24 protein-coding genes and 2 pseudogenes are annotated in these 26,762 nt (G+C 73.1%); 13 read left to right on the forward strand and 13 right to left on the reverse strand.

Annotation, left to right across the window (positions count from 1 at the left end; translation table 11 throughout):
• Positions 1-204 precede the first annotated feature (204 nt).
• Together V9U70_RS15110 and V9U70_RS15115 are read left to right on the forward strand one after the other, a co-directional pair.
• Positions 205-2,238, forward strand: coding sequence for an ATP-binding protein (locus V9U70_RS15110; protein WP_336675824.1), 2,034 nt, complete (start codon positions 205-207; stop codon positions 2,236-2,238).
• A 104-nt stretch (positions 2,239-2,342) separates the two neighbouring features.
• Positions 2,343-2,840: pseudogene (locus V9U70_RS15115) on the forward strand (GNAT family N-acetyltransferase); the annotation flags it as partial.
• 17 nt (positions 2,841-2,857) lie between these two features.
• On the opposite strand, the gene V9U70_RS15120 reads toward V9U70_RS15115, so the two are convergent.
• Entirely contained in the window at positions 2,858-3,688 is an 831-nt protein-coding gene (locus V9U70_RS15120) for a PepSY domain-containing protein (RefSeq protein ID WP_336675583.1), read from the reverse strand.
• A gap of 180 nt (positions 3,689-3,868) precedes the next feature.
• Between V9U70_RS15120 and V9U70_RS15125 the strand changes: the two genes are divergently transcribed.
• The 5 genes from V9U70_RS15125 to V9U70_RS15145 all read left to right on the forward strand — a co-directional run bounded on the left by V9U70_RS15125 (position 3,869) and on the right by V9U70_RS15145 (position 8,661).
• A complete protein-coding gene (locus tag V9U70_RS15125; RefSeq protein ID WP_336675826.1) occupies positions 3,869-4,117 on the forward strand; it encodes a DUF6296 family protein in 249 nt (82 codons plus the stop codon).
• A gap of 234 nt (positions 4,118-4,351) precedes the next feature.
• On the forward strand, positions 4,352-5,113 hold the full coding sequence (locus tag V9U70_RS15130) for a DeoR/GlpR family DNA-binding transcription regulator (RefSeq protein ID WP_336675828.1): 762 nt from the start codon (positions 4,352-4,354) through the stop codon (positions 5,111-5,113).
• Positions 5,110-6,057, forward strand: coding sequence for a 1-phosphofructokinase (gene pfkB, locus V9U70_RS15135; RefSeq protein ID WP_336675585.1), 948 nt, complete (start codon positions 5,110-5,112; stop codon positions 6,055-6,057). Before V9U70_RS15130 ends, pfkB begins: the two co-directional genes overlap by 4 nt.
• Before the next feature lie 113 nt (positions 6,058-6,170).
• On the forward strand, positions 6,171-8,186 hold the full coding sequence (locus V9U70_RS15140; RefSeq protein WP_336675587.1) for a PTS fructose transporter subunit IIABC: 2,016 nt from the start codon (positions 6,171-6,173) through the stop codon (positions 8,184-8,186).
• 43 nt (positions 8,187-8,229) lie between these two features.
• On the forward strand, positions 8,230-8,661 hold the full coding sequence (locus tag V9U70_RS15145) for a protein-tyrosine phosphatase family protein (protein ID WP_336675588.1): 432 nt from the start codon (positions 8,230-8,232) through the stop codon (positions 8,659-8,661).
• Between the two features lie 27 nt (positions 8,662-8,688).
• On the opposite strand, the gene V9U70_RS15150 is transcribed toward V9U70_RS15145, so the two are convergent.
• The 8 genes from V9U70_RS15150 to V9U70_RS15185 form a co-directional block, all read right to left on the reverse strand.
• Positions 8,689-9,375 carry a class I SAM-dependent methyltransferase gene (locus V9U70_RS15150; protein WP_336675589.1) on the reverse strand — a complete coding sequence of 229 codons (687 nt, stop codon included), beginning with the start codon at positions 9,373-9,375 and terminating at the stop codon, positions 8,689-8,691.
• Positions 9,376-9,553: 178 nt separating this feature from the next.
• Complete coding sequence (locus V9U70_RS15155) at positions 9,554-9,868, reverse strand: hypothetical protein (protein WP_336675591.1); 315 nt, start codon at positions 9,866-9,868, stop codon at positions 9,554-9,556.
• A gap of 113 nt (positions 9,869-9,981) precedes the next feature.
• Positions 9,982-10,491, reverse strand: coding sequence for a mycothiol transferase (locus tag V9U70_RS15160; protein ID WP_336675592.1), 510 nt, complete (start codon positions 10,489-10,491; stop codon positions 9,982-9,984).
• Between the two features lie 95 nt (positions 10,492-10,586).
• Positions 10,587-11,618: an alpha/beta fold hydrolase gene (locus V9U70_RS15165; protein WP_336675593.1), complete on the reverse strand. Its 1,032-nt coding sequence runs from the start codon at positions 11,616-11,618 to the stop codon at positions 10,587-10,589.
• A gap of 155 nt (positions 11,619-11,773) precedes the next feature.
• Positions 11,774-12,007 (reverse strand): hypothetical protein, encoded by a 234-nt coding sequence (locus tag V9U70_RS15170; RefSeq protein WP_336675595.1) that lies wholly within the window; start codon positions 12,005-12,007, stop codon positions 11,774-11,776.
• A 6-nt stretch (positions 12,008-12,013) separates the two neighbouring features.
• Positions 12,014-12,688 carry a TNT domain-containing protein gene (locus V9U70_RS15175; protein ID WP_336675597.1) on the reverse strand — a complete coding sequence of 225 codons (675 nt, stop codon included), beginning with the start codon at positions 12,686-12,688 and terminating at the stop codon, positions 12,014-12,016.
• Positions 12,689-13,091: 403 nt separating this feature from the next.
• Complete coding sequence (locus V9U70_RS15180) at positions 13,092-14,192, reverse strand: winged helix DNA-binding domain-containing protein (RefSeq protein WP_336675598.1); 1,101 nt, start codon at positions 14,190-14,192, stop codon at positions 13,092-13,094.
• A gap of 256 nt (positions 14,193-14,448) precedes the next feature.
• The gene (locus V9U70_RS15185; protein WP_336675829.1) at positions 14,449-15,033 is read right to left on the reverse strand and encodes a DinB family protein; all 585 of its coding nucleotides are present in this window, start codon (positions 15,031-15,033) and stop codon (positions 14,449-14,451) included.
• A gap of 92 nt (positions 15,034-15,125) precedes the next feature.
• Here V9U70_RS15185 and V9U70_RS15190 point away from each other — a divergent pair, with 92 nt between their 5' ends.
• Entirely contained in the window at positions 15,126-16,142 is a 1,017-nt protein-coding gene (locus tag V9U70_RS15190; protein ID WP_336675600.1) for a helix-turn-helix transcriptional regulator, read from the forward strand.
• A gap of 228 nt (positions 16,143-16,370) precedes the next feature.
• Here V9U70_RS15190 and V9U70_RS15195 read toward each other — a convergent pair.
• Positions 16,371-16,480, reverse strand: a pseudogene (locus tag V9U70_RS15195) (DUF4389 domain-containing protein); the annotation flags it as partial.
• Positions 16,481-16,691: 211 nt separating this feature from the next.
• Between V9U70_RS15195 and V9U70_RS15200 the strand changes: the two are divergent.
• Complete coding sequence (locus tag V9U70_RS15200; RefSeq protein ID WP_336675602.1) at positions 16,692-17,192, forward strand: tetratricopeptide repeat protein; 501 nt, start codon at positions 16,692-16,694, stop codon at positions 17,190-17,192.
• Positions 17,193-17,580: 388 nt separating this feature from the next.
• Here the strand turns inward: V9U70_RS15200 and V9U70_RS15205 are convergent, their stop codons facing one another.
• Positions 17,581-17,838 (reverse strand): type B 50S ribosomal protein L31, encoded by a 258-nt coding sequence (locus V9U70_RS15205; RefSeq protein WP_336675831.1) that lies wholly within the window; start codon positions 17,836-17,838, stop codon positions 17,581-17,583.
• 63 nt (positions 17,839-17,901) lie between these two features.
• Complete coding sequence (gene rpmG / locus V9U70_RS15210; RefSeq protein WP_336675604.1) at positions 17,902-18,066, reverse strand: 50S ribosomal protein L33; 165 nt, start codon at positions 18,064-18,066, stop codon at positions 17,902-17,904.
• 353 nt (positions 18,067-18,419) lie between these two features.
• Between rpmG and V9U70_RS15215 the strand changes: the two genes are divergently transcribed.
• Complete coding sequence (locus V9U70_RS15215) at positions 18,420-19,853, forward strand: PP2C family protein-serine/threonine phosphatase (protein ID WP_336675605.1); 1,434 nt, start codon at positions 18,420-18,422, stop codon at positions 19,851-19,853.
• A 123-nt stretch (positions 19,854-19,976) separates the two neighbouring features.
• Here the strand turns inward: V9U70_RS15215 and V9U70_RS15220 are convergent, their stop codons facing one another.
• Positions 19,977-21,467, reverse strand: a complete 1,491-nt coding sequence (locus tag V9U70_RS15220) for a DNA-binding protein NsdB (RefSeq protein WP_336675607.1) — start codon at positions 21,465-21,467, stop codon at positions 19,977-19,979.
• Between the two features lie 231 nt (positions 21,468-21,698).
• Between V9U70_RS15220 and V9U70_RS15225 the strand changes: the two genes are divergently transcribed.
• The 3 genes from V9U70_RS15225 to V9U70_RS15235 all read left to right on the forward strand — a co-directional run bounded on the left by V9U70_RS15225 (position 21,699) and on the right by V9U70_RS15235 (position 26,675).
• The gene (locus V9U70_RS15225) at positions 21,699-22,835 is read left to right on the forward strand and encodes an aminoglycoside phosphotransferase family protein (RefSeq protein WP_336675608.1); all 1,137 of its coding nucleotides are present in this window, start codon (positions 21,699-21,701) and stop codon (positions 22,833-22,835) included.
• 786 nt (positions 22,836-23,621) lie between these two features.
• A complete protein-coding gene (locus V9U70_RS15230) occupies positions 23,622-24,296 on the forward strand; it encodes a transglycosylase SLT domain-containing protein (protein ID WP_336675610.1) in 675 nt (224 codons plus the stop codon).
• Between the two features lie 165 nt (positions 24,297-24,461).
• Positions 24,462-26,675: a terpene synthase family protein gene (locus V9U70_RS15235; protein WP_336675612.1), complete on the forward strand. Its 2,214-nt coding sequence runs from the start codon at positions 24,462-24,464 to the stop codon at positions 26,673-26,675.
• Positions 26,676-26,762: the final 87 nt, after the last annotated feature.

A 26,762-nucleotide genomic window follows, 5' to 3' on the forward strand; every position in this document is an offset into this window, starting at 1 on the left:
CGCAGGGGCAGGACGACATTCTCGGGCCGGGGCCCCTTCCCTCGCCCGCCGGTCTCGCCCCGGCGCCGGCCGGGCGGGGCCGGTGACGCCGGCTTTCGATGCAGGCCATCAGTGGTCCACGGAGGGTGCATTGTCGGCCGTTTCTGACTGTTTTTCGCTATGGACGAAGGCTGCGGGGGCGAGCGGTGCAGGATGGCCTCCGTGATGGGCAACCTCCCCGTCGTGACGACCAGCTTCGTCGGCCGCGACAGCGAACTGGTCAGCATCGAACGGACACTTCGAGATCACCGGCTGGTCACCCTCACCGGCAGCGGAGGGGTCGGCAAAAGCCGGCTGGCCCTGCGTGCCGCCGAGCGACTTGAGGGGCGCTACGCGGACGGCGTGTGGTGGGCCGATCTGTCGCATCTGCACGATGACCAACTGCTCACCACGACGGTCTGCGACGCCGTCGGGCTGCTCGATCACAGCCCCCGCCGACCGGTGGCCGCCCTCCGCGAGTGGCTGTCCGAGCGGCGGCTGCTCCTCGTTCTCGACTGCTGCGAACGCGTCGTCGGCCCGTGCGGGCGGCTCGTCGCCGAACTCCTGGCCGCCGCACCGGGCCTGACGGTCCTGGCCACCAGCAGGGAGCTCCTGGGCGCTCCGGACGAGTACCGCGTAGAGGTCTCCCCGCTCTCCGTCGGCGACGACGGCGACGACGCCGTCCGGCTCTTCCACGACCGCGCCGCGGCCGTCGCGCCGGGGCTCGCCCTCGACGCCCCGGACAGCGCCGCTGCGGTGGCGGAGATCTGCCGCCGTCTGGACGGCATACCGCTCGCCGTGGAACTGGCCTGCGTCCAGCTCCGCGAGAGCAGCGCACAGGAGGTCAGCGGCCGGCTGGCCTCCCGGATGGACGTCCTCGCCGACGACACGGTCCGGCCGCTCCGCCACCGGGCGCTGCGCACCACGATCGGCTGGAGCCACGAGCTCTGCACACCGCTGGAACGGTTGTTGTGGGCGCGGCTCTCGGTCTTCCGTGGCGTGATCATGACACCCGACGCGGAGGCGGTGTGCGCGGGCGGACCGCTCGCCGCGGAGGCGGTCGCCCCCGCCCTGGAGCGCCTGGCCGACCAGTCGGTGCTCCGGCGCACCGAAGAGGGCTACCGGATGCTCGACACGCTGCGCGAGTACGGGGCCATGTGGCTCGCGGAGCTGGCGGAGGACGCGCTCCTGGCGGACCGTCACGCCCGGCACTTCGCCCATGTCTCGGTCCAGGCGTACGTGGGATGGCTGGGGCCCGCGCAGGTCGCGTGGTACTTCCGGATCGCCGGCGCCCACGCGGACCTGTGCGCGGCCCTGGACCACTTGCTGGCAGAGGACCCGGAGATGGCGATGGAGACGGCGGGATGCGCCGGCCTCTTCTGGAGCTGCTGCGGCCATCTCCACGAGGCCCGTTCCTACCTGGAACGGGTGCTGGCCCTGCCGCTCTCCGCCGGCCCCCACCGCACCCGGGCGCTCTGGGCGCTGGGGATCACGCTGGCCCTCCAGGGCGAGCACGACGCGGCCCGCCTCACCGGCGAGGAGTGCCGGCAGGCGGCACTCAACGACGGGGACAGTGAGGCGGCCCTGCTGGCGGCCCACTCCATGAGCTTCACGCATCTCATGATGGGTGAGCCGCACACCGCGCACGCCATCAGCGACCAGGCACTGCGCCGGCACCCGGGCGACCCCGCCGACGCGCCCTCGCAGCTGCGCTGCCGGGTGATACGCCTGTTCGCGCTGTCGGCGCTCGGCCGGCTCGACGAGGCCTTCGAGGAAGCCGCCCGGCTCCAGCAGCTCAGTCTGCGCTTCGGGGAGCGCTGGGCGCGGGCCTACGCCGACCACCAGCTCGCCCTCATCCATCTGCTCCAGGGCCGGCCCCGCCATGCCGAGAGCCACGCGCGGGCGATGCTCGCGAGCAAGCACGAGCTGCACGACAGCCTCGGCATCGCACTCGGTCTCGATCTGCTCGCGGGGGCGATCGCCGCGCAGGGGGACGGGGTGGCGGCGGCCCGGACGTCCGGCACGGGACACACGTACTGGCGCATGGTGGGCCACCCTCACCGGGGGACTCCGGAGCTGGGGGCGATCCGCGAGCAGTGGGAGCGCCGGGCCCGGCAGGCGGCGGGCGATTCGGCGTACGAGCTGGCCTACCGGCGCGCCTCGGCCGACGACGCGGAGCGCGGCCTGGCCCGCGTGCTGGAAGGCCGGCTCCCCTCGTAGCCGAGCCGGTTCGCCGGACCCGCTCCTCCGGCCGGTGCTCCGGGGCGGGGCGCCCGTGCCGTCTCCGGGGCGGGCGGTGCCGGTCGCGGCGCTACCATCCGGGCATGACGCCCCTCAGCCGGCTCTCTCCCGGCCACGCCCCGGCTCTGCTCCGGTTCGAGCGGGAGAACCGCGCGTACTTCTCCGCCTTCGTGCCCGACCGGGGCGACGACTACTTCACCGGCTTCGCCGAGCGCCACCGCGTCCTGCTCGCCGAGCAGGCCGCAGGAATGCACCATTTCCATGTCATCGAGGACACTGACGGGTCCGTGCTGGGGAGGGTCAACCTCGTCGGGGTGCAGGACGGTTCCGCGGAGCTCGGTTACCGGATCGCCGAGCAGGCCGCGGGGCGCGGGCTGGCCACCTGGGCGGTCCAGCGGGTCTGCGCGCTGGCGGCCCGGGAGTACGGGCTGAGGATACTGCGCGCGGAGACGACGCTGGACAACACGGGCTCTCGGGCAGTGCTGGCCCGCTCCGGGTTCGAGCCGGTGGCGGACGTGATGTTCGGGGAACGTCCCGGACGGCGCTACGCCCTCGTACTGGACGCACCGGCGCCGCCGGCCCCGGCGACCGGCCGGGGTCAGTTCTTGTCGGTCTCCTCGCGGACGATGGTGTCGGTCTTTGCGTCCACGTCGAAGGTCGTCTTCTTGTAGTCGGACCCGACCACGTCGACCGACCAGATGACTCCGTCGCCGTCGTTGTCGTCGAGGCTGATGGAGGTGACCGTGCCCTTCTTCTTCTCGGTGGCGACCTTGGCCGCCTGCTGCGGCGTCTGGGTGGCCCGGGAGAGAAGCTCGGCCGTCTGCTTCTTGTCGTCGGCGTCCTGGTCCGCGTCGACGCGGGCCTCGATCACCTTGCCGCTGACCGCGTCGATGCGCACGGTGTGGACCGTGCCGTCCTTCTCTGCGACCTCCGCCAGCCAGACGGGGCTCTGCTCCCCGGGGCTCGCGCTCGGGCTGGACGTGCCGGTTCCGGTGGGGCTCGCCGCACCGGTGGGGCTCGCCGTCCCGGTGGGGCTCGCCGTACCCGTCGGGCTCCCGCTGCCGGTCGGGCTGGGGCTCTGGTCGCGGTCGTCGTCGTCGACGCCCTCCAGGTCCAGGTCGACCAGCTTGCCGTTGGCCACCTCGCCGACGGCGGTCGTGGCGGCGTCGGTGTAGCTCACCTTCGTGGCGTCGAGCACCTCCTTGCGCTGCTGCTGGTCCTCGGTCAGCTCTGCGGTGGCCGAGGGGGTCGTCTGCTGCGGAACGACCTTCGCGGCCTCGGAGGTGGCCGCGGACGACGTGCTGTCCGCGCTCTGGCCGCACCCCGTCATCAGGACGGCCGCCGCGGCCGCCGCGCCGAGGGCGCCGACCATGGTGAGGTTGCGGGAACGGGGAGACGCGCTGTTCTTTCGTCGAGGCTGAAGTCTCATGCACGCATGACTAGCCCCCCGGGCGGCCGGTCATGTTGTCCTGCGGGGCGGCTCACCCGATCGACCGGACGGCTCCGCCCGTTGGCCGTCGTTCCCCGAGCGCCCCGCGTCCGGGTGCGAAACAATGGGACGCAGGGGCGCATCCTGCCACGACCGGGCCGGGAGGCCGTCATGGATCACATGGCTCACACCGAGCGTTACGAACTCGTCTTCCAGATGTCCGGCGCCGCGGACGACGTGGTGACCGTCCGGGAGACGGACCGTACGGGCGCGGGCGGGTCTCCGGTGTACGAGGACGAGACGGGGATCGTGCGGGCCGAGATCAGCGACCGGGGCGAAGTACGCATGCTCGCCAGCGGCGGACACCAGGTCCTGGGAGCGCCGCTTCTCGTCCGCCCTCTGCCCGAGGAGGGCCCGGGAGCCCTCTGAGCGGTTCTTCGGCGGGGCGCGCGCCGCAGGGTCGCGCCCCGCCGTGCCGCGCCCCGCTGCGCTCCGCCGCGGAGCCGCCTTCAGCCCACCCCGCCAGGGGCGGTGTGGGCTTTCGATCACTTCCCCCGGTCCGTCCATGCCCATCTCTCGCCCGCATGTGTTTACTTCCGCATGCCCTGGCCGTAATCTCGACGCGAAACCACAAGCTCGGGCATGAAACGGATACACAACCACATGTACGCACCGGAGCGTCAGCAGGAGATCCTCCGCCTGGCCCAGGAGACCGGGCGGGTCGACGTGCTGTCCCTGGCCGCAGGATTCCAGGTCACCGCAGAGACCGTCCGGCGCGATCTCAAGGCTCTGGACCGGGCGGGGCTGCTGCGCCGGGTGCACGGCGGCGCGATCCCGGTCGGGCGGCTCGGCTTCGAGCCCGGTCTCGCCGAACGCGACGGCGTCGCCGCGGACGAGAAAGACCGCATCGCCCGGGTCGCGCTCGCCGAGGTGCCACCCGACGGCACCGTGATCGTCGACGCCGGGACCACGACCGCCCGGCTCGCCGCCGCGATCCCCCTCGACGCATCGCTGACCGTGGTGACGCACGCGCTGCCGGTGGCCGCCCGCCTCGCCGACCACCCGGGCATCGCGCTGCATCTGGTCGGCGGCAGGGTCCGGCACCGCACCCGGGCGGCGGTCGACGCCTGGGCGCTCGGTTCGTACGCCGAGATCAACGCCGACGTGGTCTTCCTCGCCGCCAACGGCTTCTCCCCCGACAGCGGTCTGACCACTCCCGATCTGGCCGAGGCCGCCGTCAAGCGTGCCGTGGTCAGAGCCGCCCGCCGGGTGGTCCTGCTCGCCGACTCCGGCAAGTTCGGGCAGGACCACTTCGCGCGCTTCGCCGATCTGGCCGATGTCGACCTGCTCATCACCGACACGGGCCTCGGCCCCGACGACGCCCGCTCCATCGAGAACCGAGGCACGGAAGTGGTACGCGCATGATCCTCACCGTCACTCCCAACCCGAGCCTGGACCGCACCTACGAGCTGCCCGGCGTGGTCCGCGGCGCCGTGCTGCGCGCCACCGCGGACCGCGTCGATCCGGGCGGCAAGGGCGTCAACGTCGCGCGCGCCGTCGCGGCGGCCGGTCACCGGACGGTCGCCGTCGCCCCGATGGGCGGACCGGAGGGCGCGCTGCTGGCCCGGCTGCTCGGCGAGCTGGGCATCGAGGCCGCCGGGGTGCCGATCACCGGGAGCACCCGCGTCAACGTCACCCTCGTGGAGCCGGACGGCACCCTCACCAAGATCAACGCAGCCGGACCCGAGCTGAGCGCGGACGAGGCGGAGGGCGTCTTCGACGCGGTGCGGAGCCGCTCGTCCACAGCCGACTGGATCGCCTGCTGCGGAAGTCTGCCGCGCGGGCTGGCGCCCGAGTGGTATGCGGAGCTGGTCGCGCGGAGCCACCGGGCCGGTGCGCGGATCGCGCTGGACACCTCCGGTGACGCGCTGACCGCCGCGCTGGCCGGGGGGCCCGACGTGATCAAGCCCAACGCCCTGGAGCTCGCCGAAGCCGTCGGCCGTCCCCTGGGCACGGTGGGCGACGTGCTCAAGGCCGCGGAGGAACTGCGGGAGCGCGGCGCCCGATCCGTGCTGGCCAGCCTGGGAGCCGACGGCCAACTGCTGGTCGAGGCGTCGGGCGCGTACTTCGCCACCGCCCGCGTGGACGCCGTGCGCAGCAACGTCGGGGCCGGGGACGCCTCGCTCGCCGGATTCCTGACGGCCGGCGGGCGAGGACCCGGTGCGCTCGCTTCGGCCGTCGCGCACGGCGCGGCGGCGGTGCGACTGGCCGGAAGCCTCATGCCCGCCCCGGCCGACCTCGACCCCACGTCGGTCGTGACGACCTCCCACGTCCCCCTGGACCGCGCGCTGACCGAGCCCGCTCCGTGAGCCCGGCCCCCGCCGACCGCTCCTGCCCCTCCCGTACGGGCCCCGACCGTGCGGAGCCGTCCTCCCCGTCCCCCGAGCCGCCGCAGAGCGGCCTCCGAGCAAGGAGCACCGCGATGAGTGAACTGATCACCGCGGACCTGGTCGACCTCGATCTGTCCGCTACGACGAAGGACGCCGCCGCGAGGTCGCTCGCCGAACGGATGGCGGTCGCGCGCCGCGTCACCGATCTCGACGGGTTCCTGGCCGACGTCGCCGACCGCGAGGCGCAGATGCCCACCGGTCTCGACGGCGGCATCGGCATCCCCCACTGCCGCAGCGAGCACGTGAACGCTCCGACGCTGGCTTTCGGCCGCAGCGCGCGAGGCGTCGACTTCGGGGCGGCCGACGGCCCCGCGGACCTGATCTTCCTGATCGCGGCGCCGACCGGAGCGGACGAGGACCACCTCACCATCCTGTCGGGCCTGGCCCGGCGGCTGATGGACCCGCAGTTCACCGCCGCCCTGCGCGACGGGACGGACCCGCACGCCGTCGCCGCCTTGATCCGGGGCGAGGAGGCCCCGCCGGGGGAGGATGCCCGGCAGGAGCCGCCCGCCGCCCCCCGCGGGGCGCGGGAGGAGTCCGTCGGCGACGCTCCCTTCCGTATCGTGGCCGTCACCTCCTGCCCCACCGGCATCGCCCACACCTACATGGCCGCGGAGTCCCTGGTGGCGGCCGGCAGCGCCGACGGGGTCGAGGTGACGGTGGAGACCCAGGGTTCGGGCGGTTTCCAGAAGCTGGACCCGGCGGTCATCGCGGCAGCCGACGCCGTGATCTGGGCACATGACGTGGAGGTCCGGGAGAAGGCCCGGTTCTGTGGCAAGCCGCTGGTGGACGTCGGGGTGAAAGCGGGCGTCAACCGGCCCGCCGAACTGATCGCCGAGGCCCGCCGCAAGGCCGAACGCGGCGAGGTCGCGGGCGCCGCGGAGATCGAGGGCGCCGACGGCCCCGGAAAGGCCGAGCCGGGACTCGGCGCGGACCACGCGCACTTCGGCGTCCGCCTGCGGACGTACCTGATGTCCGGTGTCAGCTACATGGTGCCGTTCGTCGCGGCGGGCGGTCTGCTGATCGCCCTGTCGTTCGCCATCGGCGGCTACGAGACAGCGAACGCCGCCTCGGTGGCCGACCGCTTCGCCTGGGGAGAGGCGGACAGCTGGGCCGCGCTGCTCAACCAGACCGGCTCGGCGGCGTTCGCGTTCCTGGTGCCGGTGCTGGCCGGCTACATCGCGTACGGCATGGCGGACCGGCCCGCGTTGGTCCCCGGTTTCGTCGGCGGCGCCATCGCGCTGAGCGTGGACGCCGGGTTCCTCGGCGGTCTGGTCGCCGGTCTGCTGGCCGGTGCGGTGGTGATGGCCGTCCAGCGGGTCCCGGTCCACGCGACGTTGCGCGGCATCATGCCGGTCCTGGTGATCCCGGTGATCGCCTCGGCGGTCGTCGGGTTCCTGATGTTCATCGTGGTCGGCAAGCCCATCGCCTCGCTGCAGAACGCGCTCACGGACTGGTTGAACGGACTGTCGGGCTCCAACGCGGTCATTCTCGGCGTCGTCCTCGGATGGATGCTGTGCTTCGACATGGGAGGACCGCTCAACAAGGTGGCGTACGCCTTCGCCGTCGGCGGTCTCGCCGATCCGACGCCGGGCAGCCTCAAGGTGATGGCGGCGGTCATGGCGGCCGGGATGGTCCCCCCGCTGGCGATGGCACTCGCCACCGCCGTACGCGGCAGGCTGTTCACGAAGGCCGAGCGGGAGAACGGCCGGGCGGCCTGGGTGCTGGGCGCCTCGTTCATCACCGAGGGGGCCATCCCGTTCGCCGCCGCCGACCCCCTGCGGGTCATCCCGTCGGTCATGGCGGGCGGCGCGGTCACCGGCGCGTTGTCGATGGCCTTCGGCTGTACGCTGCGCGCTCCGCACGGCGGCGTCTTCGTCGTCCCGCTGATCGGCGAGCCGTTCCTCTATCTACTGGCGATCGCCGCCGGAACCCTGGTCGCGACGGCTCTGGTCGTCCTGCTGAAGGGCGTGCGCCGGACGAGGGGCCGGGCGGCACAGGCGGCGGAGGCCGGACCCGCCGAGTCCCCGGTCCCCGTGACCGCCTGAACGCGCCGTGCACACCTGGCACTCGGGAGCCCAGGGTGAACGCGTGACCCCTGCCGGGTACGGGAACGCTGCGGCCGTCCTGACCCTCCCCTCCGGACGGCTGGTCCGGGGCCGGGGCCTGCGGCGGCCGTTGCCCGCGGGCCCCGAACCCGGCTTCGGGCTCTATCTGCTGAAGCGCCCACCGCCCCCGGTGGCCTGGGAGTCCCGATGGCTGCGGTGGCCGGACTTCCGCCTCCCGACCGACCCTTGGGCGGCCCGGGAACTCCTCGTTGAGACGTGGCACCGGGCCGCGGAGGAGCGGGTCGAGATCGCCTGCTACGGCGGGGTGGGCCGGACCGGAACGGCCCTCGCCTGCCTCGCCGTCCTGGACGGAGTACCGGCCGGGGACGCCGTGGAATTCGTCCGCCGCGGCTACTGCCCGAAGGCGGTGGAGACGCCCTGGCAGCGCCGCTTCGTACGGCACTTCACCGCTTAGCGCCCCTTCGGGCGGGCCCGTGCGCCGTCAGCCGGTGCGTACGGCGCGGAGAACCGCGTCCCTGACGACGGTCTCACGCCCCTCCGGGTCGACGCCGACACGTTCGGGTGCGGAGACCTCGATGACCGCCCACTCGGCGGGGTCGAGGACGACGGCCATCTCCTCGCCGGTGGCGAACAGGTCCGCGCTGCCGGGGCGCCCGACGGAGGACTCGCGGTCGGCCGGGTGATGGCTGACCACGAGGAGGGTGCCACCGGGGCGGACGGCGGCGGCGAGCGTGCGGTGCAGGGCGTGGAGCTCGGTTCTGGGCAGGTGCATGAACTGTGCGGAGACCAGGTCGAAGCGTTCTGGAGCCGGGTCCCAGGTGCGGACGTCGGCCTGGCGCCAGGTGATCCGGCCCGCGATCTCTGCCCCTGCGTCGGCGGCCGTACGCGCCGAGGACTCCAGGCCGGAGGAGGACCAGTCGGCGCCGGTGACCCGCCAGCCGCGGGCGGCCAGCCAGATCGCGTCGGCGCCCTCGCCGCTGCCCACGTCCAGGGCGGTGCCGGGCCTCAGCGGGGTCGCGTGCTGGACGAGCACGGGGTTGGGGTTTCCGCTCCAGGCGTTGCCCTCCCGGTAGCGGTCCTCCCAGAAGTCCTGGGTGAAGAAGCGGGCCGTGTCGCCTTCGTCGTGGCGGTGGCCGGCGTCCTGTTGATCCGTGTGGTTATGGCTCATGGGGGCACTGTGCGGTCCGGGGCCGCGAGTCGGCCAGCTTCCTTGCCGTTTCGGCAAGCCCGTTGCGTCAGCGCACCGCTCCCACCACTCCGCCGATCGGTGGAGCCGCCGCATCGATCCGCTTCTCTGCCCGTGCCGCGCGGACCGTGCCCCGGGGTGCGGGAGGCGGCGGCGGGTGTTACGAGGCGGGCGCGGGCGGTGCGGCGGTCCGCCCGGGTCCGGCCGACGGCACCGTGGCGCCCCGGCCGACCCGCACGGCCTCGACCACGCTCTGGTGGAAGGAGCGGCTCTCCTCCTCCGAGGGGCACGGAGCGGGACTGCCCTCCAGGGTGCACCAGTCGGAGGAGCCGCTGTACTGCACGGCCACCGCCGCCTGCCCGTCGCTCCAGGTCGTGTGCACCGTGAGATCACCGGTGAGGATTCCTGCTTCTACGGTGCGTACTCCGCCGGTCCCCGCGAAGACACCGCTGGTCGTCCACGATGCCCAGCTCATGACGTGTCGCCTTTCGGACAATGACAAGCCTGTCTAGCGGACTGCTTCCGAGTATGACACCGCGGGTCGAGGTGTGCACGAATGGGCGAAAGGCCGGACCGCGGCCACCGTCCTCAGCCGCGCTCCAGCACGCCGCGGACGAAAGCGGCCTGGCCCGCGTGCTGAAGGCCCTCGGCGAGGACGCTGACGAGCCGGACGCCCAGGGTCACCGGCGGCGACCAGGCCTCGTCCACGACCCGGTCGAGGGCGTCGCCGTCCAGTCGGCGGACGAAGTCCACGGTCCGCTCGTGCACGGCGTCGTAGTAGCCGAGGAGGGGCGCGGCGGAGTCCACGCGGACGGCGGCGACCTCTTCGCCGCTGTGCCCGTAGCCGGTCTCCGCCGCGTCGAACGGCAGCGCGAAACGGTCCGCCCACCCCTCGGTGAGCCAGACCTGTTCGGCGCCGGCCGCGTCGGCGATGTGGTCGTCCTGGACGCGGGTGAGGTGCCAGACGAGCCAGGCGACCGGGTTCGCCCCCTCGTCGAGACGCGCGTGGAGGTGGTCGGGCGAAAGGCCTTCGGCCGCCGCGTGAACCGCTTCCCTGACGCGGTCGAACGCCTCGGCCAGCATGTCTGCACTGTTCATCCGTTCACCCTCGCCGTCCGGGCTCGTCGGAGCCGGTTGCGACACACCGCGCGTGCGGGCGTCTTCGCCGCGGTCGTCCCGGCGCGGACCGCGCCTCAGCGCAGGCCGTGCAGCCAGTCGGTCAGCAGGGCGTTGACCTCGTCGGGGCGTTCCTGCTGGACCCAGTGGCCGCAGCCGTCGAGGAGGTGGGAATCGGACAGTTCGGGGAGGGTCTTCGGGTAGGCGTCGATGGCGGCGGACATCCAGGTAGTGGTGGAGTCCAGCGCGCCTCCGATGAAGAGGGAGGGCTGGGTGACGGGCGCTCCGTGCCAGGCCGCGAGGTCCTCCCAGTCGCGGTCGACGTTGCGGTAGCGGTTGAGCGGGCCGGTCAGGCCGGTGCGTTCGAACTCCGCGCTGTAGAAGTCGAGGTCCGATGCGTCGAGCCAGCCGGGCAGCCGGCCCGTGGGGAACCGGTCGGCCATCCGCGCGCCCCGGGGGACGAAGAAGAGGCTGCCCTGGTCGGCGGGGGCGAGGGTGTCGCCGGAGAGGCCCGCGTAGAGACCGGCGAGCCAGCCGCGTACGTCGGGCTCGATCTCCGCCTCGGCGCGTCCGGGCGTCTGGAAGTAGCTGACGTAGAACTCCTCGTCCCCGCCCATTTGCGAGAAGGCTTCGGTGGGGCGGGGCCCTCCGGGCGGGGAGTAGGGGACGCTCAGCAGGGCGAGCGCGGTGAACACGTCGGGGCGGAGCAGGGCGCTGTGGGCGGCGATGGGCGAGCCCCAGTCGTGGCCGACGACCGTGGCGGTCTCCTCGCCGAGGGCGCGGACGACGGCGGTGTTGTCGGCGACGTGGGCGAGCATGCGGTAGGCGTCGGTGGCGGCGGGGGTGAAGGAGCGCCCGTAGCCGCGCGCGTCGATGGCGACGGCCCGGTATCCGGCGGCGGCCAGTGCGGGGATCTGGTGGCGCCAGGAGTACCAGGACTCGGGGAAGCCGTGGATGAGCAGCACGAGGGGGCCCGAGCCCTGCTCGACGCAGTGGATGCGGCCGCCGGGGGTGTCGAGCAGCCGGTGCACGGCGCCGGGCAGAAGCGTAGAGGGGCGGGCCGAGCGGGCCGTCCCGGGCGTGGACAGGGAAGGGGCGTGCTCCGGCATGGTTCCTCCTCGTGCGCCCCGTGCGGGCGGGACGGTCGCGGTGCGTCGACGGGGCGGCCGGACCGGCGGCCCCGCCGCCCGGTCACGATCATTCGGCCGGAGTGCCCCCCGCACAAGGCTTCTTGCGGTTCCGGCAAAACCGGCGTGGAGGCGCCTCAGACGAGCAGGCTCAGCAGGTGTGCGCAGGCGGCGGCCTCGTCCGGGTGACGGGCGATGACTTCGTAGGCGCCGCGCTCGAACGCCCCGGTCTCCCATCCGCCGTCGGCAGCCCGGCTCAGGGCCAGGAAGTCCGGCGGGGTGGGGGCGGGTTCGTGGACTCCCTCGATCCGGTAATAACCGCCGGGGATGCGGGCCTCGATGAGTGCGGCGTGCAACGCCCGGCGGTCCATGAGGGGTTACGCGCCGGCAGGGGTGAGGTAGGCGTGGTCCAGCAGCCACTTCACGTTGAGTCGCTGCCCCTCGCCCGGGTCCAGGAACACGGCGTCGAGCTTGATCTGCCGGCCGCCTCCGGGCTGCTCGAACCACGGGGCGATGCTGCCCTGCCAGACCCAGAAGGGCTTGGCCACCTTGTACACCCGGTAGTCGCACGGAGTGGAGGCCTCGCGGGTGTTGAGGTTCTGGGGCGGCAGGGCCCGCTCGGCGTAGGCGTCGCCGGCCGGGGCCAGATAGCCGCCGTACTCCGAGCCGAAGCGGTCCAGGCGCTGGCCGGTGCGGAGCTTGACCGGCTCCTTGTCGATCTCGCCGTTCACCTCGGCGAATCCGTCGTTCGGCGGATACTTCCAGCTGCCGGTGTCCGCGGGCCCCTCCCAGTACTTCTTGAGGAAGTCCTTCGGCGAGAGGTCCCCGGTGCGCCGGTATTCCCTCAGCAGTGGGCCGACCGGGGCGAGCCGCTTGTTCGGCAGCCATTTCGGGCCGAGGCGGACATCGCCCCGGAACTCGCCCGTGCAGGGATCGTGGCGTTCGGCGGCGGGCGCCGGCCTCGCGGGCTGGGGCGCGGCACTCGCGGTGGGGGCCGTGATCAGCCCGGCGGTGATGCCGAGCGCGGCGAGTACGGTGCGCATGCGGTTCATTCAGGAGTCCCCTCGGACGCTCGTGATCAGTCAGGACAGCTGACGTAGGGTAGCCGCTCGACTACGCGAAGCGCCCGCACCGTGCCGCTTTCCGGCCACGCGGCACGATGCCGTGCCCGGAGGCGCCAGGGCGGCAGGGGCGCGGCGAACCAGCCGGGCGCGGCGCCGGCCGGCCCGACGCCGACGCTGGCGCAGGAATCTGCCGAGTGGCGTGCACCTTGCTCTCGGCCGCTCCGTCTGCGCCCGCCCACGGGCGGGCGCAGACGAGGCCACCGGCGCACACCCGCGCCGCTCGCGGCCGTTCATGGGTGAGGACGGCGCAGCCCACTGCCGTTCCCCGCGGTCCGGCCGGTTGCCGCGCGCGGAGTCGGGCCCGGGAACCGGCCCCCGGCGGCGACACCGCTCAGCGTGGTGCGGCCGCCACCCGGGCGCGGTCGCTTTCGCCGTCGGAGAGGAACGACGCCACACGCCGCCCCTCGTCGGCCACGGCCGTGCGCTCTGCCCGGGAGAACGCGCGCAGCGGGCTCACTGCGACAACCCCTTCCGCGACGCTCCATGTGGCGGCGACCCGGCCGTCGACCAGCACGGCACGCTCACCGGCGACCGAGAGGCCGAGGTGGGCGGCGTCGATGATCCGGCTGCGGTCACGGTAGCCGAGGATCGCGTTGTCGAAGGCCGGCAGGAACCGCACGGGGGCGGGGGTGCCGGGGTCCGGACGCGGGGCGTCGGGGAGGTCCAGCAGCTCCCGGCCGCGCTCGTCGCGGAACCCGACCAGCTCGTCGCGGAGAGCGCTCACCGCGGCGGGCAGGCCCGCCAGTCCGGACCAGGCCCGCAGGTCGGCCGTGGCCGCCGGGCCGTAGGCGGCCAGATAGCGCCGGACCAGCGTCCGGCCGACCGGGTCGGCGCCCTGGGCGGGCGGCGGGTCGACCGGGCGGCCCAGCCAGGAGGAGAGCGCGACGTTGCGCACCCCGCCTTTCGTGCGCCACAGCCCGCGCGGCGGCGCCTGCGCCATCGGGACGAGGGCGGCGACCACCATCTCGGCCAACGGCCGCGGCTGAACTCCCGGGTGGCCCGGGGCGAGCGCCCGCACGATCTCCGCCGCGCTGCGCGGCTTGCCGTCGGCCATCAACGTACGCCCCTGTTCGGCGAGTTCGCCGAGGTCGACACCGGCCAGCTCGGCCCGGTAGACCCCGAGCACGCGTTGGCGGAGCATCGCGTCATGTCGGGCCCGCCAGGCCAGGACGTCGGCGGCGGCGAGGAGGTGGACCGTGCGGCGCATCAGGTGGGTGCGCACCACGCTCCGCCGCGTCAGCAGGTCCGAAAGACGTGCGGGGTCAAAGCAGGCGAGCCTCGACCAGAGCCCGACGAAAGGCTCCTGCGGCTCCTGCGCCTGGAGACCGCAGAGGTGCGCCACCGCGTCGAGGACCGGCATGTGGGCGCGGTCGAGCAGCAACTGCCGTGCGAGCGTGGCCCGGTTGAGCGCCCGGTCGTCGAGGACGGTCATCGGGTCGCCCCGCCGTGCTCGCCCGCGGACCGGGGGCCGGACGGCCCGGGGGTGCGGGGAGCGCGGGCGGCGGCCCGCGGCCGCGCCCCCCGGCGTGTCCCCGCCGCCGTCCGGTCCGGCCGGGCGCCCGGGCCGCCGGTCCACGGTGGCGGGGCGCTCCGGCCGCCCGCCGCGGGCTCGTACTCCTCCACGGTGACGTGGTCCTTCCCTGTTGCCATCTGCCGGTTTCGCGCGCTCTCCCGCGGGGCCCGGGCGGTCAGGTCGCCTTCTGTCCGTCGAGCGTCTCGCGCAGGATGTCCGCGTGCCCGGCGTGCTGGCACGTCTCGCTGATGACGTGGATCAGCACCCGCCGCGCACTCCACCGGGCCCCGGGTTCGTTCCAGGGAGCTTCGGGCAGCGGCTGGGTCGCCGAGAGGTCGGGAAGGGCGGCGACGGTCCTCTCCGTGCGGGCGGCGACCTGTTCGTAGGCGTGAAGGATTCCGGCCAGAGTCTCGCCGGGCTGCATCCGGAACTCCTCCTGGCGGTCGATCGCCCACTGCGGGAACTCACGGGCCGTGCCGGCGGCCAAGTCGTCCCACGTGACGCCGTCGGGCAGGTCGAAGGACATCACGGACGGCCCTTCGGCCATGAAGCGCAGCCAGCCGTCCTCCACGGCGGTGACGTGCTTGATCAGCCCGCCCAGGCACAGCTCGCTGACGGTGGGGCGCTCCCCGGCCTGCTCGTCGGCGAGCCCGCGCACGGTGGCCGTCAGGGCGGTGCGCGCGGCCGCCAGTTCGGCGAGGAAGTCGGTCCGCTCGCCGTCCAGGTACGGGGAGGCGGGGGTCGTGGAGGTCACGGTGATCGGGTCCTTCCGGTGGTTCCGTCGTTCGGTAGGTACACTATGACCGAGGAAGCGGACAGGGTGTGGCCTCTTCTGACGGTCATACTGGCGTCATGCCGAAAACCTCAGCGCGGCTGCTGGCCCTGCTCTCCCTGCTCCAGACCCGCCGGGACTGGCCGGGGGCGGCCCTGGCCGAGCGGCTGGAGGTCAGCCCGCGCACGGTGCGCCGCGACGTCGACCGACTGCGTGAGCTGGGCTATCCGATCGCCGCCGTCAAAGGACCCGAGGGCGGGTACCGGCTCGATCCGGGGGCCCGGCTGCCGCCGCTGCTGTTCGACGACGACCAGGCCGTCGCCCTCGCGGTCGCGCTGCGCACCGCCGCCGCCACCGGGGCCGGCATCGGAGAGGCCGCGGCCCGCGCGCTGACCACCGTCCGACAGGTCATGCCCGCCCGGCTGCGCCACCGCGTCGACGCCCTGCGCGTCACGGCCGTCGAGCGCACGTCCGGCCGGCCCGGGCCGCAGGCCGACCCCCGGGTCCTCATGGCGCTGAGCGCGGCCGTCCAGGCCAGCGAGGTGCTGCGCTTCGACCACTCCGCCGCGTACGCCCCGCCCGCCGACGACGCCGCGGCCGGGACACGCCGGGTGGAACCTCACCACCTCGTCACCTGGGGCGGGCGCTGGTATCTCGTCGGCTGGGACCTCGACCGTGCGGACTGGCGCACCTTCCGCGTCGACCGGATCACCCCGCGTACGCCCACGGGACCGCGCTTCACCCCGCGCGAGGTACCGGGCGAAGACGTGGCGGCCTTCGTCGCCGCCAGGTTCCAGGGCTTCGACACCCAGCCCTGTCGCGGAGAGGTGATCCTCCACCTGCCCGCCGCCGAGGTGTCCCGCTACCTCGCGGAAGGGGTCGTGGAAGAGGCCGGGCCGGACCGGTGCCGCCTCGTGCTGAGCTCCTGGTCGTGGGCCGGCCTGGCCGCCGCCGTGGGCAGGTTCGACGCGGACTTCGAGGTGGTGGGTCCTCAGGAGTTCAGGGACGCCGTCGCTCACCTGGCGCGCCGGTACGCCGACGCCGCGGGCGAGGGGGCCGCGCCCCAGGGTGATCACACCGGCGGGTCGCCGGGGTGACAGCCCGCCGGGGTCGCGCGGCGCCCTGGTCGGGCAGCGTGCCGCAGGCGATACCGGCTGTGAGGTCTCGCCGGGGCCGCGGGCAGGCGCCGACCGTCGCTGCCACGGCTGAGCACCCCTGGCGTCAGACCCGCCCCGCCGCGACGCCAGGGTCGCCCGACGAGGCGGGGAGGGCGTCGGCGCCGTCGGACCAGGAGGCCGTCGTGGACGAGACGGGGCGCCCCGCGAGAGCAGCACGGTCACCCGTCGCTGCGCAGCGGCTCGACGATGTCCAGCACAGGCCGGAACTCGTCCGCGTCCGCCTCCCGGCGGCCCGGGCTCCAGCGCCCCTCTGCCATGCCGTTCCTCCTCGGCGGGGCCCGTGCGGCATCCGCGCGCGGGGCTCCTTTCACGGTGCGTCCGGCCCCGGGCGCCCGCAAACGGCTCGGCCCGAACGGACGCCTGACCCCTTGCGCACGACGTGGTCCCTCGGCAGGGCCGCTCCGGCCGCCCGGGCCGCGGGAGCCGGTCTCCGTCCGGCCGCCCGCGGCCACCTGGGAGGATGAGCCCATGAGTGCACGAGAGAAGAGCGACCTGCTGGACGAGGCCGAACGGTTGCGCACGGAGGGACGGCCGGAGGAGGCGCGCGAGCGGCTCCTCGCCCTGACCGCCGCGCACCCCGACGACGCGATGGTGGCGTACCGCACCGCGTGGGTCCACGACCAGCTGGGGCTGGGGTCGGAGGCGGTGCCGTACTACGAGCGCTGTCTGGCGGGGACGCTGCTCAGCGCCGAGGAGCGGCGGGGGGCGCTGCTGGGGCTGGGCAGCACGTACCGGGTCCTGGGCCGGTACGGGCAGGCGGTGGAGACGCTGCGCCGGGGCGTCGAGGAGTTCCCGGACGACGGCGCGCTGCGGACGTTCCTCTCGATGGCCCTGTACAACATCGGTGAGCACCATGAGGCGATGCGGCTGCTTCTGGACCTCGCGGCGACCACCAGCGACGATCCGGGCGTCCAGCAGTACCGGCGGGCGATCCTGCACTACGCGAAGGATCTCCACGAGACGATGTGACCTCGTCCTCGCGAGCCCGCCGTGCCCTGCCGCACGACCGGTGCGCACGCCTCCGGTGCGTGGCGCCGAGAGTTTCTCGGGTCCGGCCGCCGGCACCGCGAGGGGATGCGGACGGCCGGGGCCGGACAGAAGGAAGCCCCGGCCGGATCGGGGGAATCCAGCCGGGGCGGCTCATGAGTGGGCGTGAAGGACGGTCGCCTCTCGGCGAAAGGCTCCATGGGGCTTGTGCCGTCTTCCCCAGGGGCCGTAGAAGCCCGGGGCCCTGTCCCTCTCACACCCACGTATAGATGAACGGTAAACCACTTTCGGCTACTTCCGGCCATCTGGCCCCGTGAATGTGACGCACGGCACGGAAGGCTCGGCCATCCCCCGGCCGGGCCCGCCTCCGTCAGCTGCGGGGCACGCCGGCGCCGTAGCGCCGATGGAACCGGTCGACGCGGCCCGCCGTGTCGAGCACCTGACGGCCACCGGTGTAGAACGGGTGACTCGCCGACGAGGTCTCCACGTCGATCACGGGGTAGGCGGTGCCGTCCTGCCACTCCACGCGCTCGTCGGAGTCGGCGGTCGAGCGCATCAGGAAGGCGACGCCGGCCGCACGGTCACGGAAGACCACCTGGCGGGAGACGGGGTGGATTCGGGTGTTCATCATGCATTCCTTCCTCACCGCGGGCGGCGGCGGCCTGTAGGGGCAGACTCCGTTCCGCGCGCCTCAGCGGGTTTCGCGGAACAGCACGTGCCGTCCGACGGCGGAGTCGAATTTGCGCAGCTCCAGCCGGTCGGGGCTGTTGCGGCGGTTCTTGCGCGTCACATAACTCCGGCCCGTGCCGGCGGTGGACCGGAGGGTGACGACGGGCCTGAGTTCACTGCGTGCCATGAGCGCCTCCCGATGCCTTCAGCGCCCCCATCCCCCTGTTGGGAATGGGGTTCGTTTTCGTTCTGGTGACGTAACGCGACGCGCCCCCTCGGCATTCCCGCCCGGCCCCGCAGAGCGAGAACCACTCACTCCGCCTCTCACCGATCCGCCATCCACTCCCCAGAGGCGCGTCAACTCACCTCATACGCAAGCCTGTTCGGGCGATCGTCCCGCCGTCCAGCCGCTGGCATATGCCAGAAGCAACACCTCGTCGAGTGTTGCCGAATCCCTTACGGGCCGCCCCGCCCTGTGTCACAGTCGGTACCGGTCCACCCCTCGAAACCGGCTGCGCCGCGCCTGTATCGGAGTACGAGATGCCGTCCCCCCTGTTCGCGGACCGCCCCGCACCACAGCCCCCCGCGCACGACGCCGTCGACGCCCTGATCCACCGGGCGCGCCGGCTGAGGGTGGACGTGGACGCCGTGCGTCGGGACGCCGTCGTGTGCGACGACGACGATCCGCAGCTCCGCTGGCAGCGCGCGCTGTGCGATCTGGCCGTCCGCCACCTGGACAACTTCGGCGAGCATCTGGGCCAGCTGAAGGCGGGCCCGCCGACGCCGCGCACCGGGGGCACCGCGCGGCAGAACGCCACGGCGGCGCCGGACGGCCCGCCGGCCGGCCCCCTGGCCGGCCGGGTGGGCAGCGCCGAGTGGAACCTCCTCACCGACGAGGTCAGCTGGTCCGACGAGCTGTACGGGATCTTCGGTCGGCCGACGGACTCCGCGCCCCTCTCGCTGGACGAGATGCCGTCCGTGCTGCTGCCCGAGGACCAGCCGCTGCTGACCGCCACGGTCACGGGCTGCCTCGTCGACGGTCGGCCGATAGACGTGGAGTTCCGCATCGTCCGGCCCGACGGCGACACCCGCACCCTGCACATGTCGGGCGAGCCGGTACTCGACGCCGAGGGCTGCACCGCTTCCATGTGGGCGGTCCTGCGGGACGTCAGCGAGCTGCGGCGCGGCGAGCGGGCCCTCAGTCACAGCCACGAGTCCGCGCCGTGCGAGGAGCACATCGAGCGGACCGAGCACCGGATGGCGGTCGAGCTCCAGGAGACCGTCCTTCCACCGTGGCGCGGAGCGCCGAGCCTCCCGGGCCAGGGACCCGGCGCACTGGACATCGCCGCGCACTACCTCCCTTCCGAGTCGGGCGGTCTCATCGGCGGTGACTGGTACGACGCGATGGAGCTGCCCGACGGGCGCACACTGCTGACCGTCGGCGACCTCACCGGACACGGCATCCGCGCCACCTCGGCGATGGCGATGATGCTGGGCGCCCTACGCGGTATGGCGATCGCCGGCGTCGAACCGGGCGCACTGATGGGACACCTCAACCAATTGCTCGCATCGTCGGTACAGCCGGCCCTGGGCAGCGCCCTGTGCTGCCGTTTCGACCCCGCCAGCTCCGTCCTGTCCTGGGCCCAGGCCGGCCACCCCGCTCCGCTGCTGTTCCGCGGCGGTACGGGGCGGGCCCTGCCCCCGCCCGACGGGGTGCTGCTCGGCGGCGCCTCCAAGGTCGCCTTCGAACAGGACGAACTTCACCTGCTCCCCGGCGATGTGCTCGTTCTGCACACCGAGGGCCTGACACGGCGCAGCGACCGGCATGCGGGCCCGGAGGCGCTGCTCGCCCTCGCTCCCCGGTTCGCACAGGCCCGTACGGCACAGGAGTGCCTGCGGAGCGTCGTCGAGGAGTCCGGCGGAACCGAACGTCTGGACGACGCGTGTGTGCTGGTCGCCCGCTTGGGCTCGTGACGACGGGGCGCGAAGGAGCGCGGTACGGCAGGGACGGTCCGCCGCCTGCCGGAGTGGCGCGGCGACACGGCGGGCGCGACGTTCCCGTTCCCTCTCGGGGACGGCACCGCGATGCCGCCGGGGTCAGATCTGTGTGCCCTTGGCCTTCCTCTGGCTCGGCGGCATCGAGAGCTCGATCTGCTCGCGCAGATCCTGGATCGTCGTGTGCCCGGCGAACTGCCCCGTGAGCCGGTACATCTCGCGGAGCCGGTCCCAGGTGCGGTGGGAAGAGGTCTCCCCCATCGACACCAGCGCCAGCCGGGCGTAGCGGTCGGCCTGTTCGGGGTCGTCGGCGATGAAGCAGGCGGAGGCCAGGGAGATGTAGTCGAAGATCCTCGATCGCTGTCGATCGTCGACCCGCAACTCCAGCGCCTGCTTGGCATGACGCTGGGCGGTGGCCGCGGCCCCCTGGTCGTGCTCGGCCAGGGTACGGAAGGCGAGCGCCTGCATTCCGTGCAGGTCGGCCTCGTCGAACATCTGCATCCAACTGGGCGCCGGCACGTCCCCCTTGTCCGAGACGAACAGCTCCTCGGCCTCGCCGAGCGTGCGCCGCATGGCCTGGCCCCGGCCCATCGACGCCTGCGCCCACGCCTCGATGGTCCGCAACATCGCCTGCGTTCGGGGCAGGGTCTCCTCACCCGAGCCGGACTTGGCGAGCTTCATCAGGTCAAGGGCGTCGTCGGGCCGGCCGAGGTGCACCATCTGGCGTGCCGCCCGGGAGAGCGCCTCGCCGGCGCGGGGGCGGTCGCCGCCCTCGCGGGCCGCGTGGGCGGCGATGACGAAGTACTTCTGGGCGGTGGGTTCGAGGCCGACGTCGTGGGACATCCAGCCCGCCAGGACGGCGAGGTTGGCCGCGACGCCCCACAGCCTGCGCTGGAGATGCTCGGGGTGGCGGTAGGCGAGCATGCCGCCCACCTCGTTGAGCTGGCCCACGACCGCTTTGCGCTGGAGTCCGCCGCCGCGGGAGGCGTCCCAGGCTCGGAACACCTCGACCGAGTGCTCCAGGGCCTCGATCTCCTCCGAGCCGACCGGCGCCGCCTCGTACCGGTCGAGACCCGCGGGGTCGGCGTGCAGGGGGTCGTTGGCACGTGGCGCGTCGGCCGCCGGAGCGGGGGCGTTGCGCAGCCAGTCGTGCATGGGGCCGGCGATGGTCGATCCGGCGGTGAGTGCGGCGCCCGCACCCACCAAGCCGCGTCGGTTGAGCATGAGGTCCATTCCCGTGAATTCGGTGAGGACCGCCGCCGTCCGCTCGGGCGCCCACGGCAGTTGATCGGGATGGTGGTCCGTCCCGGAGTCACGCCGCTTTCCCACACGCCCGCGTCGGCCGAACCCGAGGTCCTCGATGGTCACGACACGGCCGAGCCGCTCGGTGAACAGGGCTGCCAGCACTCCGGGCACCGGATCACGGGGGGACTCCCCCATGTCGATCCAGCGCCTGACCCGCGAGGTGTCGGTGGCCAGCTGCGGGTGGCCCATGGCCGCCGCCTGCCGGTTCACCATTCTCGCGAGTTCGCCCTTGGACCAGCCGGCCAGGCCGAACAGGTCAGAAAGGCGGGTGTTGGGTTCTCCGGTCACGTCAAGCCCCCAGGTTCTCGGCTGACTTGACACTAACCCCCTGTCAGATGCGCTGTGACTATTCGCCAGGGTTCGCCAGGGTCCGCCAGATGGTCTGCCACCCGCGCTGCGGTGTCAGGTAGGAAAGCGCCACCCCGCCCGGCAGCCCTAGGCACTCCCCAGGGTGCCGAACGGCCGTCGGCCGGGTTGGCGCACGTACCTTGTCGGCGCGCGAAGGGATCTGTCCCGCCCATGTACACAGCATCGTCCTCCGTGTCCGCCCCGCCCCGTCCGCTCCGCCCGACGGGAGCGGGCGGCGGGCCCTATCTCGCCCCTCACTCCGGCGCACCGGGGCAGGGCCTGGGCCGGCCCCGGCGGGCCGCGGGGCCGGGTGCCGGACCGCTCAGCGGACGGATCGACCTCTCCGGGCCGCAGGGCGCGCAGGTACGGATGGCCATCGCCTCCGTGCAGCGCATCTGCCCCGAGTTCAACCCGGTCCAGGTCCTGCGCCGCAGCGGCCGGTCGGTCCTGATCGTCGGAACGGCCGGGCGGGTCACCGCCGTGGCGAAGTGCTTACTGGACCACTCCCCCGCGTGGGCGGAACGGTTCCGGCACGAAATAGCGGCGTACCGCGCGTTCGTCCGGCACCGCCCCCCGGTTCGGGCGCCCCGGCTGATCGCGGCGGACCCGGAGAACTGCGTCCTGGTGATCGAGCGCATGCCCGGCCGGGTGGCCGCCCTCACCCGGCATCCCGCGGAAGCGCCGCCGCGGGCCGACATCCGGGCGGCGCTGAGCGCGATCAGCCGGGTGAACGCCTGGCGGCCGCAGCCCGGACTGTTCGAGGCGCCGCTCGACTACGCCTCGCGGATCGCCCGCTACCACGAGCTGGGTCTGTTCACCGACCGTGACCTCGGCGATCTCCAGAAGCTGCTGCGCGGGCTGGCGCACGCCGGCGGCAGACAGGGCATGGGCCAGTTCTGCCACGGCGACGCGCTGCTCTCCAACATCCTGCTGTCACCGACCGGCCCGGTGCTGGTCGACTGGGAGCACGCGGGCTGGTATCTGCCGGGGTACGACCTGGCGACCCTGTGGGCCGTGCTCGGCGACGCCCCGGTGGCGCGCCGGCAGATCAGCCAGCTGGCGCAGGCCAGGGGCCCGGCCGCGCGGGACGCGTTCCTGGTGAACCTGATGCTTGTGCTGACCCGCGAGATCCGGACCTACGAGACGGCGGTGCAGCGCACCATGCGCGAGGCTCCCGCGGCGGGCGCGGGGCAGGAGCGGCCCGGCGCGCTCCCCTCCAGTGAGGAGCAGCGGCTGCTGCTGCGCAGGCTGCACGACGACTGCGCGATGGCGCGCCGGGCCGTGCGGGCGGCGGTCGGCACGCGCTGACGCCGCGCGCGGCGCGTCCGTACGGAAAGCGGCCGGGCGGGCCCGTACACGCGGGCGGACGAGCGGCCGCCCGCCGAAGACCACGGTGCGACAGCCACTGTGAAGGAGAGCGCGCTGCGGGACCGGTGCCGACACACCGGTCCCGCGGCGCGCTGTTCTGCGTGCGGTGCGGATGCCGCAGCGCCGCTCTGTGGGCCGTGCGCCTGCCGCCGTTGAGGCTCAGCCAGTCCTCCGGGCACGAGGGCCGTGACCCTGGCCGCAGACCGGTAGAGGCGGCCCTCACACTCCCTGAGCCCGCGGCCGGACGCGCCCGGGCCGCGACCGGTCAGAGGCAGAGGGCGCCGACCTATCGGCCGGACGATCCGGCGCGCCCGCGGCCTGGAGCCCGGCCTGTCCACTCCGCGCCCGTGGGGCGTACGGCGGCCGCTTCGAGCCTTTCTGGCCCCTTCCCTCGGGTAACCGGATGCTTACCCAGCGCCACCGTGGAGGTCCCGGCGGGTGAGGCCCGCCACGAGACCCACGTCACCTACGACCTGCGGTAGTGGTCGCGAGGCCTCCCATACGGCGTAACAATCCGCCCAAACGGCTCATAAATTGGCATCCCACGACCAAGAGTAGTAAAGGCGGTCATTGCTTCCTGATCCGGGGGCCGCTAACCATGGTGTCCGGCAAGCACCGAGTACGAGCCAGCGACGAGCGCCCACCGGCGGCCGCGGTCGCCCCCTCGGTCCCTGCCGCCGCGGCGCGAAGGCCGCGCAGCCCGTCCCCGTCAGGAAGAGCTCACGCATGCCCCGCATCTTTTCCCCGCGCATCACCCGTACGCACAAGATCGCCACCGCCGTGCTCGTCGCGGCCGGTTCCGTCTCCGCCATAACCGCCACCGGCGCCCAGGGCGACGTACGCCCCACAGAGGCCCGGTCCTCCATCGCCGTCGAGCCGGTCGCCGCTGCCGGGATTCCCACGGCGAAGGACGCGGCGACCAGGAAGGCCGCGGAGGAGACCGCGGCGAAGGAAGCCGCCGCGAAGGAAACCGCCGCGAAGAAGGCGCAGGCCGCCCGTGAGGCCGCCGCCGCGGACCGCTCGGAGGAGGAGGCGGCCAACCGCTCCACCGAGCGCAAGGCCGTCACGCCCAAGAAGTACGCGAACAACCTCGACGGCTGGATTCGCGAGTCGCTCGACATCATGGAGAAGAAGAACATCCCCGGGTCCTACGAGGGGCTGCACCGCAACATCATGCGCGAGTCCAGCGGCGACCCGAACGCCGTCAACGACTGGGACATCAACGCCCGCAACGGGATTCCCTCGAAGGGGCTCCTCCAGGTGATCCAGCCCACCTTCGACGCCTATCACGTCAGCGGCACGCCGAAGAAGCTCACCGACCCGGTCGCCAACATCACCGCCGCCGCCAACTACGCCGCGGACCGCTACGGCTCGATCGACAACGTCGACTCCGCCTACTGAGGCGCGCCCGACCACCGAGCGGTTCCGACCGAACACCTCCACCAAAGAGCGATTATGTGACTAATCGCCACTGTGCGTACCCCGGATGGCCGAAGGGTAGTGCTGCGCGGACACCACCCGTCCGCGCGCTTGCCCGCGCGGAGGCTTCCGAAAGGCCTGACGCACATGGCACAGCCCTTCTCACTGCCGGACTTCTATGTTCCGTATCCGGCCCGGCTCAACCCTCATGTGGAGGCGGCCCGCGCGCACACCCGCGCCTGGGCCCGAGGCATGGGGATGCTGGAAGGGTCCGGCATCTGGGAGGAGAAGGACCTGGAGGCTCACGACTACGCCCTCCTGTGCGCCTACACCCACCCCGACTGCTCGGCCGAGGCGCTCTCCCTGGTAACCGACTGGTACGTCTGGGTCTTCTTCTTCGACGACCACTTCCTCGAACTGTTCAAGCGCACGCCCGACCGCGAGGGCGGCAAGCGGTATCTGGACCGGCTGCCCGCCTTCATGCCGATGGAGCGGGGTGCGGCCACCCCGAAGCCGGAGAACCCCGTGGAAGCGGGGCTCGCCGATCTGTGGGCACGCACCGTTCCGGCGATGTCGGACGCCTGGCGGGCCAGGTTCGCGGAGGCGACGAGGAATCTCCTCAACGAGTCGCTGTGGGAGCTGGCCAATATCAACGAGGGGCGCATCGCGAACCCCGTCGAGTACATCGAGATGCGCCGCAAGGTGGGCGGCGCGCCCTGGTCGGCGGGGCTGGTGGAGTACGCGGCGAACGCCGAGATCCCCGCTCAGGTCGCCGACGCCCGCCCGCTGCGGGTGCTGCGGGACGCGTTCTCCGACGGCGTGCACCTGCGCAACGACCTCTTCTCCTATCAGCGTGAGGTGGAGGACGAGGGGGAGAACAGCAACGGCGTGCTGGTCCTGGAGAAGTTCCTCGGCTGCTCCACCCAGGAAGCCGCAGAGGCCGTCAACGACCTGCTGACCTCGCGGCTCCAGCAGTTCGAGAACACCGCCCTGACCGAGCTCGGCCCGCTCTGCGCCGAGAAGAGCCTGGACCCGGCGCAGACCGCCGCGGTGCTCGCGTACGTCAAGGGGCTCCAGGACTGGCAGTCCGGCGGCCATGAATGGCACATGCGCTCCAGCCGCTACATGAACGGCGGGGGGCCCGGGGAGGCGGTGGCGGGCTTCGGCATGTCCGCCGCCTCGATCAGGTTCACCCTCCGCTCGGAGACCGCGCGGGCACGCAGCCACAGCCATGTGCCGTTCCAGCACGTGGGGCCGTCACTGCTGCCCGACTTCGATCTGCCGTTCTCCACGACGCTGAGCCCGCACCTGGAGGGGGCCCGGGTGCGGGTCGTCGACTGGGCGCGACGGATGGGCATCCTGGAGGCACAGCCGGGCGTGCCCGGTTCCCACATCTGGGACGAGGCGCGGCTGATCGCGATCGACCTGCCGCTGTGTGCGGCGGGGCTGCACCCGGACGCCACCCCGGACGAGCTGGACCTCTCGTCCGGCTGGCTGGCCTGGGGAACGTACGGGGACGACTGGTTCCCGGTGGTGCACGGGCAAACCCGGGATCTGGCCGGGGCTCGACAGGCCAACGAGCGGCTGTCGCTGTTCATGCCGCTGGACGGCGAGGGGACGCCGGAGCCGGTGAACGCTCTGGAGCGGAGTCTGGGCGACCTGTGGCGGCGAACGGCCGCGCCGATGGAGCTGAGCGGCCGGCGCGCCTTCCGGACCGCGATCGAGTCGATGACCGCGAGCTGGCTGTGGGAGCTGGCGAACCAGGCGCAGAACCGCGTTCCCGATCCCGTGGACTACGTGGAGATGCGGCGGGCGACGTTCGGTTCTGACCTGACGATGAGCCTGTGCCGGCTCGGGCATGGGAGGAAGGTCCCGGACGCCGTCTATCACAGCGGTCCGATGCGTTCCCTGGAGAACGCGGCGGCCGACTACGCCAGCCTGCTCAACGACCTGTTCTCCTACCAGAAGGAGATCGAGTACGAGGGCGAGGTGCACAACGGCGTCCTGGTCGTGCAGAACTTCTTCGGCGTCGACTACGCCAGGGGCGTGGCGATCGTGCACGATCTGATGAACTCGCGGCTGCGTCAGTTCCTGCATGTCGCCGAGGTCGAACTCCCGGTGATGTACGACGATTTCGGACTGGACGCGGAGGCCCGGGAGGTACTGGCCGGCTATGTGCGGGAGCTCAAGCACTGGATCGCGGGAATCCTGATCTGGCACCGGGGATGCCGCCGCTACCGCGAGGAGGACCTGCGGCGCGGGCACAGCGCGCCCTGGCGCCTCAGCGGTCCGACCGGGTTCGGCACCTCGGCGGCGCAGGTGCCACGGCTGATGGCCGCACTGTCCGGCAGCAGGGCGTAGTCCCCGGCGCGACGCGAGTCCGACTGCCCTCGGCGCCCCTCCGCCGCCTCCGCGGACACGGGCCGCGGCCTTCGCGGCCGCCCGTGC

This window comes from Streptomyces pratensis (genome assembly GCF_037137275.1).
Classification (GTDB): Bacteria; Actinomycetota; Actinomycetes; order Streptomycetales; family Streptomycetaceae; genus Streptomyces; species Streptomyces pratensis_B.